Raw genomic sequence first — 13,682 nt, forward strand, 5'->3', positions numbered from 1 at the left:
CGCGTCGGCATTTTGATCGGCTACCTCGCGAAAACCACGCAAGAAACGGGCCGGCAGGACGCCAGGCCCACCTATTCTACGGGAGTGTATCATGAAGATGATTGCCAATTTCATCAACGGTGGCGCCGTGGCGTCGACCGGTTTGCGCACTGGTGACGTCTTCAATCCGTCGCTTGGGCATGTGCAGGCTCGTGTCGAGCTTGCGAATGGCTCGCTTCTCGATCAGGCAGTTGCAAACGCCCTGGCGGCGCAGCCCGCATGGGCCTCGGTCAATCCTCAGCGGCGCGCGCGCGTGATGTTCCGCTTCAAGGAAGCGATCGAAGCGAACATGAATGAACTCGCCGAAATGATCGCGCTTGAGCATGGCAAGGTCATTGCGGACGCCAAGGGTGACATTCAGCGTGGGCTGGAGGTCGTCGAGTTCATGTGCGGGCTTCCGCATCTACTGAAAGGCGAGCATACCGAAGGCGCGGGACCTGGGATCGACGTTTACTCGCTGCGGCAACCGCTTGGCGTGGTTGCGGGCATCACGCCCTTCAATTTCCCCGCGATGATTCCGTTGTGGATGCTCGCGCCGGCGATCGCTTGCGGAAACGCCTTCATCCTCAAGCCCTCCGAACGGAATCCCTCGGCGCCGGTCAGGTTGGCCGAATTGGCGCTTGAGGCCGGACTGCCCAAGGGCATCCTCAATGTGGTCCATGGCGATAAGGAAATCGTCGACGCCATTCTGGACCATCCCGATATCAAGGCGGTCAGCTTCGTCGGCTCGTCCGACATTGCGCAATATGTCTATGGACGGGGCGCTGCCAACGGCAAGCGGATGCAGTGCATGGGCGGTGCGAAGAACCACGCCATCGTCATGCCCGATGCCGATCTCGATCAGGCTGTGGCTGACATCGTCGGCGCCGCTTATGGCTCCGCTGGCGAGCGCTGCATGGCATTGCCAGTCGTCTCTCCGGTGGGAGAGGCGACGGCTGTTGCTCTGCGTCAGAAGCTGGTGGCGGCGATCGGCGATCTGCGTGTCGGGGTTCCCACGGATCCCGATGCGCATTACGGGCCGGTGGTCAGTGCGCAGCACAAGGCGCGGGTCGAAGCCTATATTCAGCTTGCTGTCGATGAAGGGTCCGAATTGGTCGTGGATGGGCGCGGCCTGACGCTTCAGGGTCATGAAGAAGGCTATTTCCTGGGTCCGACGCTTCTCGATCATGTTCGCCCGGATATGCAGAGCTACCGCGATGAGATTTTCGGCCCGGTTCTTCAGATTCTGAGGGCGAGTTCCTTCAAGGAGGCGATCAGCTATCCGTCGAGCCATGCCTATGGCAATGGCGTCGCGATTTTCACGCGGAACGGAGATGCGGCGCGCCAGTTCGCGAGCGCTGTTCAAGTGGGCATGGTCGGGATCAATGTTCCTATTCCGGTTCCCGTAGCGTACCACAGCTTCGGTGGCTGGAAGCGGTCCGGGTTCGGTGATCTCAATCAATATGGCACGGACGGAGTCCGCTTTTACACGCAGGTGAAGACCGTGACGCAGCGCTGGCCACAGGGCGGCAGCGTCATCGACCAGAGCTTTGTCATCCCGACCATGTCGTAGCGCGCTCTCGCCCGTTTGATGACGCTATGCACCGTCGCGCCCAGGCGCGACGGTGCTTCTTTTATGGACCTGCGGATAGGTCCGCGTCTCCGCAGGTGCATCTTCAGGCTGCCCGGCTGATATCCAGGTCGCGTGTGATGGTGGCCGTTGGTTTGCCATCGGCGATCCGTTGTTTCCATTCGGCGATTTTCTCGTCGGTCAGCGCCTTTTCCCTGCCGCGACAGCCCCCCGGGTGGGCCGCAATAGAGGTATGGCATCATAATCGAATCGGTGTCACAATTGGGATCGGGATGGCCGCCACGAAAGGTTGCGTCCATTCGCGGCACTGGGAAGCAAAGGAAGAAATCATCGTGGGCACACAGGAATTCGGTCTTACGGCCCATGCCCGCTGAAGACGGCGGCCGATTGGCCCGCAAGCGCAGGCAGACGCGAGCCCAACTTCTGGAAGCGGCCTATCGCGTCATGTCGGAGCAGGGCATCGATGCATCGAAGATCAAAGATATCACTGATCTGGCCGATGTTGGCTTCGGAACCTTCTACAATTATTTCGAGTCCAAGGACCAATTGGCCAGCATGGTTCTGGATTGCCTGATCAATGACTTTGGACGCCGCAGCGTGGAGGCGACGCGGGGATTGGGCCGACGGGACCCCGCGCTTGTCATCCCTGTGTCAATCCGCTTGATGTTGACGACAGTGATCGCGGACCCGCTCTGGCAATGGTGGGCTTTGCGTCCCGATTTGCTTCTGGATCGCATGCGGAAGGGATTCGGCCCCTTTGGCATGCGCGATATGCGCGAAGCTGTTCGCCGCGGCATTTGCCAGCTTTCGGAAGACCAGATTCCATTGACCTGGGACTTGGCCGTTTGGGTGATGGTTGGCGGCATTCATGATGTTGTGGTCGGTGATCGTCCCCCGGGAACCGAAAAGGAAATCGCAGCGGCGATCATGCGTCTCATGGGCGTCGAGCCTGAGAGGGCGCTACAGATATCAAGCACCAAACTTCCGGCTTATCCAGCGCCGGACATCGACTGGATGTTCACCCTTGAAACGCATCCCGCCAAGGCCGACGCCTCGCCGGCATGAGGGCTGCGCAGCTCGAGCCCACTGCGTTTAATCGGACGCAGGGCGCGCGCTCCAGTTCTTTGTTATCGCATCGTTTTAAGCGCAAAACCGGTTCCCACTTTTGCGCACGATGCTCTGGCGGCGATGACGTCAATAGACGGAGGCGACCGCCTTGCGCAGGAGCCTCAAAAGCAATTCCGTCTCGTCATCATCCAATGTGCTGATGATCTGCCGGTCGACCTGGCGGGATTGCTCCTCAATGCTCGCCATCAGCGCCTTGCCACGCTTGGTAAGCGTCAGGCGCAAAGCACGTGCGTCTTTGGTGCTGCGCGTGCGCTCGATGAGTTCGAGGCCCTCGATCTCCTTGACCAGCTTGGTCATATTGGGTTCGTGCAAGCCCAATATGGTAGCGATCCTGACCTGTCTGACGCCGGGATTGGCAGCAACGATGGTGAGAAGGGCGTGGCGGGCGGGGGTCAAACCCTGGTCGCCAAACGCTTCATCGAAAGCACGAAAACTGCGAACCTGTAGCGTTCGAACGAGAAAACCGAGCGTGTCTTCCAGCATCGAAAGATCGAGCTTCTCGTCCGCCGCCAACTGTTGGTTGGACCGGGAATTTGGGGGCGTAGAGATCTCAGTCACGCATTTGCCTTCATTCTGCTGCCTTGAAGTTGAAGTCCTGCTTCTTGACGAGGAATTCGTCAATGCCGGTGACCGCATCGGAGCTTGTCATGACGAGAGCCTGAGCCACAGCCTCGGTGAACAGACCCGTTTCCGCGGGCATCTGGCTGATGTGGCCGATGGCGTTCAGCATGAGATAATTGGAAATGACGGCGTTGCCGGCGACCTGTTCGGCAAGCTCCAGGGCCTTCTCCAGCGCTTGGCCTTCCGGGACGAGATAGTGCGATAGACCGAGATGATGACCCTCCTGCGCATCGAATTTCCGCCCGGTGAGCATCATTTCGGTCATGCGGTCCGGCCCGATGATGCGGGAGATGAATACGGTTCCGCCACCGCCGACGAAAATCCCGCGACGACCTTCAGGCAGTTGATAAAAGGCCGTTTCGTCCGCGATGCGAATATGCGTCGCGCTGATCATCTCGAAACCGCCGCCTATGACGGCGCCGTGCAGCGCGCTGATCACCGGCAGGCCGCAATAGCGGATGGCGTTGACGATCTCATGTCCCCAGCGGGAATAGAGGGTCGCCTCGAAAGGTTCGTGATGGCGATGCTCCGAGAGATCGAGGCCAGCGCAAAAATGCTTGCCTTCGCCGGTGAAGATGACGGCACGGACCGATGAAGGGAAAGAGCTGAAGGCTGCCTTCAGTTCGATGAAGAGTTGCTTCGACAGCGCATTCCGTTTCGTCGGCCGGTTTAGCGTGACGATCGCGACGCTGCCTCGAATTTCCTTACGTACGACAGCTTCGTTCACGACCATGACCTCCCGTTCGATCTGATGAAATCCACGATCGCGATGGCGATCGCTCCCTATCCAAAGGCTCCCTGATATACTTATAGTGTAGAAGCATTTTGTCAAGCCCGCGGAATTTTCCGTCCCGTTGGCGGTTATCAACGGAGCCCTTATCACAAATTATGATATTTTATAAGTGACTTGCAATTGGCGGCTGTGCTCGATGCTTGGCGCTCGGCTGTCCTCATGGCTCGTGCTGGTCCGACTGGGGAGGGGGCTTCCCGTCCATCAGCCCCAACCATATCGCGACAGCAATAGAGATGGTCGATGTGCCCATCCGGTCCCAAATCGCTGTCACCGATAACCTGGCCGCAGCCTTATTGATTTTGAATCAATTTATATATTGACTCAAAATCAATAATGGATGAATCAGGTGTGTCAGTTCACCATCCTGTCCTGCGCGGTCGGCGTTGGAGAGGAAGCTCGGATGTCCGATGGTTCAAGGCGACCAAAGAGATTCGCGGTGAACCGATGATGGAAATGCGGCGCCGGCGTGGGTGCCGCTGTTGCCGTTAGGATGTTGTTAGCCTGGCAAAAGATCTGGCGAAGAAGGAGGGGAAGATGCTGTACAGGACGACCTTATTGTTTTCTGGCGCGGTGATGATGTTGGGGCTGTCTCCCGCTGTGGCGTGGGCGCAACAGGCGGATCAAGGCGCCTCGGATGGGCAACTTCAGGACATCGTAGTCACCGCGCAACGTCGCTCGGAACGCCTTCAGGACGTGCCGATCGCGGTCAGCGCCTTGACGGGCGATCAGGCGCTGGCTGCCGGGATTACGGGCACTGCGACAATTCAGGCTTCCGTGCCCTCGCTGGTCGTTGCGCGAACCGCCAACAGCGCGACCCCCTTTCTGCGGGGGATCGGGTCCACAATCGGTGATGCCAACGCGGAATCCTCCGTCGCCATCTATCTGGATGGCGTGTATCAGCCGGCAGCATACGGCAATTTCTTCGAATTCAACAATATCGAGCGGATCGAGGTGTTGAAAGGTCCGCAAGGCACGCTGTTCGGACGCAATGCGACCGGGGGCGTCATTCAGGTCATCACGAAGGATCCTTCGGACAAGCTCGAAAGCGCGTTCGACTTTGGCTACGCGAATTACGAAACCGTGACGGCGAACGCCTATCTTTCGGTTCCCGTGTCCGACACTTTGGCCTTTAACCTGTCGGGAAGCTATCTCGATCAGAACGAGGGCTGGGGCGCCAATTTGATCGACGGCACGCCGACCCGCAATACCCGCAACTATGGCGTGCGGGGCAAGTTCATGTTCACGCCGACCGATCGGACAACGATCAAGCTTTCGGGAAGCTATCAGCATAGTGTCAATCCCGGCATCAACAGTCAGAACATCGCGGGTTCTCAAACGCTTCTTGGGCAAACCTATCCTGGCGATTTCAACACATGGTCGGATCACAAATCCATCTCACGAAATGAGGTCAAGGCCGTTGCGCTGCATGTCGATCAGGATTTCGATGCGTTCCGGTTCGTGAACATCACATCCTACAACAAGACGACAGGCTATGTGACGGTCGATGGCGATCAATCTTCGGCGGATTTGTTTTTCCTCCAGGTGAATCAACTCAGCAAGACCTTCACTCAGGAAGTCCAGCTGCTTTCTCGGTCGGACTCACGCTTCCAATGGGTTGTCGGCGGCTATTATTATGACCGCAATGTCTCTCAATTCGCGCAGAACAGCGGTAGCTTCCTGCCGCTGCCGACCGGACTGGACCAGTTCGCCAATACCAAGGTCCGATCCAAATCGCTTTTTGCGCAAGGAACCTATCCGATCACCGACGGCACGAATCTGACGGCCGGTTTCCGGTACAGTTGGGAGAAGATCAAAGGCACCGCCACGAATTACATCGGTGGCACCAGTATCCCGCTCGGTCCGGTCGGCACAACCGCCAGTTTCGATTATGGCAAGCCCACATGGCGCCTTTCGCTCGACCATAAGTTCGCGCCGGACATCATGGGCTATGTTTCCTACAATCGCGGCACGAAATCGGGCAATTACGGCATGACAGGTGGTCCCGCAGGTCTTTCCCAGCCTTATCAGCCCGAAGAGATCGATGCCTATGAAGCGGGCGTGAAGTCTCAGTTGTTCGATCGGCGCGTGAGGTTGAACGCCGCCATTTTCCACTATGATTTCAAAAATTACCAGTTCCAGAAATATGTGGGCGGCGCCGCGTTTGTTTTCAACGGACCGAGCGCCAAAACGACGGGCGGTGAAATAGAGCTGGAGATCAAGCCGACAAGGCGGCTGACGCTGACTGGCAATGTCGGCATATTGGACACCAAGATCGGCGATTTTGCGGGTGCGCCCAACTCATGCCGACCCTTTGCGACCAATGTACCGGATGTTGGTGGTTTCTTCTGCGACCCGGTCACGGGTGGTTCGGGAACCGTTCCCTTCAACGCGCGGGGCAACCGTTTGCCCAATGCCGCCAAACTGTCCGGCAATGCCGGTTTCAGCTATGAAATACCCACCGCCAACGGCACCTTCCTGTTGACCGGCAGCGCCTATCATTTCGGTGGAGCGCCTGCGGCCGTCGATAACAGGTTATACTATCGCAAATATACCACGTTCAACGGCTCGATCGGCTGGACCGATGCCAGGGATCAATTCTCGCTTCGTCTCTGGGGCAAGAATTTGAGCAATGAATATTATTACCAGCAATTGGGCACGTCGCCAGGTCTGGCCGATTTCGGATCGCCCGCCGCACCGAGGACTTATGGCGTGACGATCGGGTATAAATTTCCGTGAAGCCATTGATGGTCCGTATCGGTTTCGGACAGTCAAATGGGGATTTTGTGTTTCCGCCGCATGATCGATCAGTGCGGCGGAAGCAGGGAGAAAGCTGAATGAACAAGTCACTGTTGAAGCCCCTTCGTCCATCGGAGGTCGAAATCTTCGAGCGGGATGGCGTCGTTTGCCTTCGCGGCCAGTTCGACAGGGATTGGTGCGACCGCATGGCGGAGGCTTCCCTTCGCCACGTCGCCGATACCCGCGAGCATGAGGAGAAGCGCTGGTCCGGTATCGGCAATCCTCCGCCGGACCGGGCGCGCATGTACATGGCGGAAACGGACCCGGATTTCCGTGATTTCCTCTTCCAGTCCCCGCTGGGCGAGATCGCGCGTAGCTTCATGCGGGTTCAGGAGGTGCGCTATTGCTATGATCAGCTTTTCGTCAAGCAGGCCCAGATGTCCGCGGCGCCGGAGGGTCCCCTCGACCTGATGAAGATGCCCACGCCCTGGCACCAGGATATGCCCTATTGGCCGTTCACCGGCGGCGATATCCTGTCCATCTGGGTTCCGTTCACATCGGCGCCGCGCGCGGCGGCGGGGCTGGAATATGTCTCCGGATCGCATCGCTGGGGCCAGATCTATGCGCCGATCGGTCTGGAAAGCGACCGTTACGCCACGCCGTTGCCGGCTGATTTGATGGATGGAACCGGCGATTATGATTTTCTCAGTTGGGATCTGGAACCGGGCGATTGCCTGATCCATCATCCGCTCACCGTTCACCGGTCCTTCGTCAACAGCAGCCCGGATCAGCGCATTGCCGTCTCCGTCCGCCTTTTCGGGGACGATGCGGTCTACGATCCGGCCGCGGTCAAGGAGCAGTGGTATCCTGATGCATCCGGCGTGGAGCCGGGCCGTCCCGTATCGCCCATCCATTTCCCGGTCGTGGCCTGATCACGCCTTTTCATACATTTCCCCGACCCCTGATTGCCGCCGAAAGGAACCGACATGTCCGCCATAGCCATAGGAAAAGCCTCCGCCGTTGCGGAGACGTCACCCCAGGCGTTCAGTGAAGCCGGGGTCATCGATCGCGCCAGGGCGATCAGGCCGACGCTGGTTCCCTTGCAGGAGGAAGTGGAGGCAAGGACATTTTATTCCGAGGAAGTCCACCAGCAATTCAAGGATGCGGGCTTCTACCGGATACTGACGCCCAAAAAATATGGCGGTCTTGAATTCGACATCGAAACATTCTTCAGGGTCATTCTCGAAATCACGGCAGGCTGTCCTTCCACCGGGTGGATGCTGTGTCTGGGCGGATCGCGCGCCCTCAACGTCGGGGCTCTGTTCGAAGAGGATATCCAGGCCGAATTGTTCGCCGACCCCGATTTCATCGCGCCCTGCGTGCTCAAGCCGTCCGGCACCGCCACGCCGCTTGCCGATGGCGACTGGGAGATTTCAGGAGTTTATCCTTATTGTTCGGGCGCGCCCTATTCGGGCTATTTCATCGGGCGCGCGGCCCATGCGCACGACGGCAGCCCGGTGCTCTTCATCGCATCGGCCCACAAATATACGCGACTGGACGACTGGGGCGGGCAACTCGGCATGAAGGGGACGGGATCGCATAGCCTGAAGCTGGAAAGGGCGGTCATACCGGGCCGCTTGATTTTCCCTGGCCTGGACATCATGGAAGCGGATATTGTCGACGGCACGCCGGGGTCGCGGCTGCACGGCAATCCCATATATGCAGGCGGGGCCAAATCCTTTTTCATCGGTGAAACCGCGCTGATCGGCATCGGCATCGCCATGAACGCGCTCGATACCTATGAAGCGTTGATGCACAAGAATGTGACCTTCGGCCCGCCGGCTCCCCGGACGCATGATCCGCATTTCCAGGCATGGTATGGTACTGCTGCCGGCAAGATACTCTCGGCCGAGGCGATCGTGATGACCGCTGCCCGGCAGTGGACGGAGGCCGCGCGGGACGGCCGCTTCACCGACGAATTCGAAATGCGGCTCATGGCGATGTTCCGCGAAGCCAATGATCTGGCCTGGGACGCGATGGAGATCATGTTCCGGACCGCGGGCACCAGCAATCTGGCCGACGGAACCCGGATGCAGCGTGCCTGGCGCGACATGTCCACGCTGCGCAGCCATAATGGCGTCGTCTTCTTCAGCGAGGTGACGAAGGGGCTGCTGACCCGGCTTCATTTCGGAGTCGCATGAGGTCGGGAAGGCCATGGGAAGGGTCGTCCCTAAATCCTTCTGGACCTTGTCGTCAGCTGCGTTGATAAGCGCGACATGACTGACGACATCACCGATCGATCCGCGGATTCCGCCATATCCGGTCCACGCAGGAAGGGATTGGCGAGCCGCCAGCGCATATTGGAGGCCGCCGTCCGGCTGTTTTCCGAACATTCCTTCGATGATGTCCAGATGGTGGAGATCGCCGCCGCGGCGGGCGTTGCCCATGGCCTGCTGTTCCATCATTTCGGGAACAAGCGGGGATTGTATCAGGAGGCCATTCGCGAGATTTCTCGCCGCCTGTTCCATGTCGGCACACCCGATCCCGCGTTGGAGCCTCATGAACAGATCAGATCGATCATCCGGAATCACTATCTTCTGGTGGCGGAGAATGAGGATTTGCTGATCGGATATGCGCGCGGCACCACCGCCTTCGTTTCGGATGTGGAAGCGATCACGGTGCTGGAGCATGACCGTGCCACTGTCGGGCGCTGGGCCTTGACGACGCTGGGCTTCAATCCTGAATCGAAGGCATTGCTGTCGACGGTCAATTCGGCGGCCTCAGCGATGTTCCAACTCAGCCTCAAATGGCTGGAAAATGGCCGCGACTGGGACATTGAAAGCCAGTTGATCGACGCGACGATCGAAATCCTGGCCGGTGGCCTGCGTGCGGCCAGCATCCTCGATCCAGCGATCGACGTAGCGGCGGGATTGAAGATATTGGGGCGATAGAGTTGATTTATCCATAGACGAAGCCTCCATTGACCTCCACCGTCTGACCGGTGATGAAACCGGCGTCATCGCTCGCCAGAAAAGCCATGGCTGCGGCCACGTCCGATGGTTGCCCGATGCGCTTGATCGCCTGTTTGGCGAGCAGGTTTTTCATCAGTTCCGTCATGCCGCTGCCATCATTCATCAGCGACGCGGTTGCCTCGGTCGCTATCGGGCCGGGTGAAACGGCGTTGCAGGTGATGCCGAATGCGCCCAATTCGGTTGCGAGGGCGCGGGTCAGGCCGATGACGCCGCCTTTGGTCGCCACATAATGAGGGGCGCCGAGCGTACCATCGCGAAATACGCCGGATGCCGTGTTCACGATGCGCCCGAACCCAGCGCGTTTCATATGAGGGATGACGGCCTGGCAGCAAAGCAGGGTCCCTGTCAGATTGACGGCGACAACCCGGTGCCATTCGTCGGCACCAATTGCCTCGACCGCCGCGAAGGGGCAGATGCCGGCCACGTTCGCCAGAATGGCTGGAGGTCCGATTGTCTGCGCGATGGTCTTGAAGGTCGCGTCCACGGCCGGGGCGTCGGAAATGTCCACTGCGAACCCATGTGCGGACAGCCCCTCAGCCTTCAAATCTGCCACGGCCTGCTCCATCAGGCCCTTGTCCTGTTCCAGGATGATGACGACCGCGCCCTCCCGCGCCAGGCGAAGCGCGGTTCCAAAACCTATTCCGCGTCCTCCGCCCGTCACGGCGGCGATCCGGCCTTCCAGTCGTTGGGACACGATATTCTCCTCTCGGGAAATGGAACGGCCGGGGGAACGATCGCTGTTCCCCCGGCCAGCGCGATCAGAAATCGAAGCCCATGCGCACGCCATAGGTTCGCGGTCGGGCGAGGACGATCGCCGCAGGCCCCGGAATGCCGCCGCTGACCGCAAGCGAGGTCTGACGAGCATTCTCCACATTCTGCACCCAGCCGGTGAGCGAAAACGGCTTGCCGGCGGGGCTGAAGCTGATGGAAAGATCGGTCTTCGAATAGCTGCCGGTGCGGGTGCCCGGCGCATGGTCGAACTGCGCCCAGGCGTGGCTTTCCGTATGATTGTCCGCGCGCAGCACGATTTCCGCGCCCGACCGGAGCGGGATCGTCTGCGACGCGCCGACATTGATGGTCCAGCGCGGGGCATAGATCGGGGTCAGGCCAGTGAGATCGATATCCGCACCGCCACTGGGGTCGGGGAATATGAAATCCTTGTTTTCGGCGTGGAGGTAGCCGACGCTTGCATGAAATTCCGTGCGAGATGTCGGCGCATAGCGCGTATCGACCTGCATGCCGTAGATTTCGACCTTCTTTGCATTATAGGCCTGGGTCACGCCGGTGCGCACATTGGCGGCCGTGACCAGCAGGTCCCGGTAGTCATAATAGAAGCCTTCGACATTGAACTGGACGCGGTTGTTGAAGAAACGGTTCTTTATCCCGGCGGTATAGGAAAGAAGCTTTGTCGGGTCCACGCCGGGCTTTGATCCCGGAACGCTGGGATTGGTGTTGAACGTGCCGGGATTGAAACCGGTCTGGATAGTGGCATAGGCCATGGATGCGGGGCCGACATCGGCCTCGATCCCGGCTTTCCAGTCGGCACGATTGTAGCGCTTCGAAAATGTGAAGGGCTGCGGCGGTACGCCTACGCCCAGATTCTCGTTCACCTCGGCATGCCGTTTGGTGGAGGAGTAACGTCCTCCAACCACGACCCTGAGTGCGGGATTGAGCGAATAGGTGAACTGGGCATAGGCGGAAACGCCATAGAGCTTGCTGAGAGGGAAATCATAGACATTGCCGAAGGGCAGGCCGACCACGAAATCCTTGTAGCTCATCCTGAATTGATACAGGCCGCCAAGCACTTGCAGCCGGGAGCCGGGGTCCGTCGCGAGTTTCAACTCGTTCGATTGCTGATCGACACTATAATCGAAGACGATCGGTACGCCGCCGTAGAAATAATAAGTATCCGCCTTCGCCCGGGAATAGGCCGGGATATAGCTGAGCGTGAAGCCGTCCCCCTTATAATCCACCTGCCCGCCGGCCAGATAGACGTCCTGGTGGAACGTGCCCTCGCTGACTGGTCCAAAGGCTTGGTAAGCGGCTGGTTGCAGGTCGTTATAAGGATGATCGGGATCGAGGAACGGATAGTTCACGCCATTGGGGAACGATCCCCGATGGGCGATGTAGCTACCCCACAGAAAGACGGACAGGCGATCGGTCGGTTCCAGAACGGTCGACAGGCGGAAACCCAGATCATCCTCCGCGCCCGATCCCGATGAAAGATAACCGTCCCGCTTGTTATAGTTAGCCGCGATGCGGAAGCGGGCCGTCTCGCTGGCCGGCAGATCGATCGCCCCGGACAGGTGCACGAAATCATAATTGCCATATTCGACCTGGAAATCGCCGCCCATTTCCTTGCCCGGCCGCTTGAAATCGACGTTGATGACGCCGCCCGAAGCGCTCCGCCCATAAATGGTGCCCTGCGGTCCCGGCAGTACCTCAACCCTCTCCACGTCAAACATGTTGGTGGCGCCCGTCACGTCGCGCGGTATGTTCGTGCCGTTGAAATTGACCGATACGCCGGGGTCGGTGTTGAGGTTGATCGCGACGCCGACGCCCCGGATGAACGCCACGGCGGTCGATCCTTCCTGCGCGAGTTTCAGCGCGGGAACGAGATTCTGGACCTGAAGGACGTTCTGAATCCCGCGCGCGGTGATTTCATCCGATGTGATGGCGGTGATCGCCGCCGCCGCGCGCTGGCTGGACACGGACCTCTTTTCCGCCGTGACAATGATATCGACCAGCCCGCCATTGTCATCGCTTGCGCTACGTTGGGTGGTTTGGGCAGCGGCCGGGGTCATGCCGGCACCGGCGCACAATGCCGCCGCCGAACAGAATATCGGCAAAATCAATCTGTTATTCACGATGTTTCCTCCCACTATTGATTTTTTGGTACGCAGAACCGCCCGCATTCATGAGGCAGACGGGGGTTTCAGGGGCCTTTGAGGCGGTTGCTTTTTCCGCCTGCCGTCACGACGGTTTTTCAGGGGCGACCGCCAGCGGCTGCGTGGCAATCATCTTGGCTTCCTCGTCGGAAATGCCCAGTGCCCTCAGCAGCATTTCCACCATGCCCAAGGCATAGTCGTCGGTGCGATCCTGCTCCAGCACACCACGCAGGGCACGGCGCAGCGTGCTGACGGCCATGTCGTTCGCGCAGTCGAGATTGGTGAAGCGGAAGCGACCGCTTCGATGGCCGATGACAAGATCGGGGCGCGGATAGCTCAGCAGATCGCTCGGCACTTTGCTCAGGTCCGACATGCTGTAGACCAGCCAGCCCCAGGTCGGATCGCGCGCGGCGCGGGCCAGGATAAGCCGTGCTTCGGTGCCGAATCGTTCGGCCGGGTCTTCGATGGTCTGGGAAGCCAGCTGGATATCATGGAAGGGTTCGCTGCCGACCCGCTTCCATAGATCATCGAGCAGTTCCTCGCGCGTCCCGTAATAATTGTAGAAGGTCCCCCGGGAGATTCCCGCCGCCGCGATGAAATCCTCGATCCGGGCGTGGGTTTCCCCCATTTCGGAAACCACGCGCGCAGCCGCCGACATCAGCTTCTCCCGCGTACGGGTGCGCCGTTTGGCGCCGTTGTCGCTTCGCCATGATGGATTTTCGGCCGGGCTGCTCAAGCTGTTGCTCCGTATATTGCCCGGCCATGCAGGCGGGAGGGGGGAAGGGTGGTCATGCCCGCCTCAAGCCACTTCATTAGTGATGATGGTTTGAGCGTTGGTATATTCAGCGAGGCCATCGAGGGCATTTTCGATGCCG

11 protein-coding genes are annotated in these 13,682 nt (G+C 59.3%); 6 read left to right on the forward strand and 5 right to left on the reverse strand.

Going from position 1 to position 13,682, the window contains the following annotated elements; translation table 11 throughout:
• Positions 1 to 91 precede the first annotated feature (91 nt).
• Positions 92 to 1,591: a CoA-acylating methylmalonate-semialdehyde dehydrogenase gene (locus tag RUH75_RS11395; protein WP_313805904.1), complete on the forward strand. Its 1,500-nt coding sequence runs from the start codon at positions 92 to 94 to the stop codon at positions 1,589 to 1,591.
• A 381-nt stretch (positions 1,592 to 1,972) separates the two neighbouring features.
• Entirely contained in the window at positions 1,973 to 2,674 is a 702-nt protein-coding gene (locus tag RUH75_RS11400; protein ID WP_313805906.1) for a helix-turn-helix domain-containing protein, read from the forward strand.
• Positions 2,675 to 2,803: 129 nt separating this feature from the next.
• On the opposite strand, the gene RUH75_RS11405 is transcribed toward RUH75_RS11400, so the two are convergent.
• Together RUH75_RS11405 and RUH75_RS11410 are read right to left on the reverse strand one after the other, a co-directional pair.
• Entirely contained in the window at positions 2,804 to 3,250 is a 447-nt protein-coding gene (locus tag RUH75_RS11405) for a MarR family winged helix-turn-helix transcriptional regulator (RefSeq protein WP_313805908.1), read from the reverse strand.
• 55 nt (positions 3,251 to 3,305) lie between these two features.
• Positions 3,306 to 4,085 (reverse strand): crotonase/enoyl-CoA hydratase family protein, encoded by a 780-nt coding sequence (locus tag RUH75_RS11410; RefSeq protein WP_313805910.1) that lies wholly within the window; start codon positions 4,083 to 4,085, stop codon positions 3,306 to 3,308.
• 600 nt (positions 4,086 to 4,685) lie between these two features.
• On the opposite strand from RUH75_RS11410, the gene RUH75_RS11415 reads away from it, so the two are divergent.
• The 4 genes from RUH75_RS11415 to RUH75_RS11430 all read left to right on the forward strand — a co-directional run bounded on the left by RUH75_RS11415 (position 4,686) and on the right by RUH75_RS11430 (position 9,838).
• The gene (locus RUH75_RS11415; RefSeq protein WP_313805912.1) at positions 4,686 to 6,887 is read left to right on the forward strand and encodes a TonB-dependent receptor; all 2,202 of its coding nucleotides are present in this window, start codon (positions 4,686 to 4,688) and stop codon (positions 6,885 to 6,887) included.
• Positions 6,888 to 6,985: 98 nt separating this feature from the next.
• Complete coding sequence (locus RUH75_RS11420) at positions 6,986 to 7,819, forward strand: phytanoyl-CoA dioxygenase family protein (protein ID WP_313805914.1); 834 nt, start codon at positions 6,986 to 6,988, stop codon at positions 7,817 to 7,819.
• A gap of 54 nt (positions 7,820 to 7,873) precedes the next feature.
• Positions 7,874 to 9,088: an acyl-CoA dehydrogenase family protein gene (locus RUH75_RS11425; protein ID WP_313805916.1), complete on the forward strand. Its 1,215-nt coding sequence runs from the start codon at positions 7,874 to 7,876 to the stop codon at positions 9,086 to 9,088.
• A gap of 75 nt (positions 9,089 to 9,163) precedes the next feature.
• The gene (locus RUH75_RS11430; RefSeq protein WP_313805918.1) at positions 9,164 to 9,838 is read left to right on the forward strand and encodes a TetR/AcrR family transcriptional regulator; all 675 of its coding nucleotides are present in this window, start codon (positions 9,164 to 9,166) and stop codon (positions 9,836 to 9,838) included.
• A gap of 7 nt (positions 9,839 to 9,845) precedes the next feature.
• Here the strand turns inward: RUH75_RS11430 and RUH75_RS11435 are convergent, their stop codons facing one another.
• The 3 genes from RUH75_RS11435 to RUH75_RS11445 form a co-directional block, all read right to left on the reverse strand.
• On the reverse strand, positions 9,846 to 10,613 hold the full coding sequence (locus tag RUH75_RS11435; RefSeq protein WP_313805920.1) for an SDR family NAD(P)-dependent oxidoreductase: 768 nt from the start codon (positions 10,611 to 10,613) through the stop codon (positions 9,846 to 9,848).
• 64 nt (positions 10,614 to 10,677) lie between these two features.
• A complete protein-coding gene (locus tag RUH75_RS11440; RefSeq protein WP_313805922.1) occupies positions 10,678 to 12,786 on the reverse strand; it encodes a TonB-dependent receptor domain-containing protein in 2,109 nt (702 codons plus the stop codon).
• A 106-nt stretch (positions 12,787 to 12,892) separates the two neighbouring features.
• Positions 12,893 to 13,465: a TetR/AcrR family transcriptional regulator gene (locus RUH75_RS11445; protein WP_313805924.1), complete on the reverse strand. Its 573-nt coding sequence runs from the start codon at positions 13,463 to 13,465 to the stop codon at positions 12,893 to 12,895.
• Between the last annotated feature and the right edge of the window lie 217 nt (positions 13,466 to 13,682).

The organism is Sphingobium sp. (genome assembly GCF_032153725.1).
Classification (GTDB): Bacteria; Pseudomonadota; Alphaproteobacteria; order Sphingomonadales; family Sphingomonadaceae; genus Sphingobium.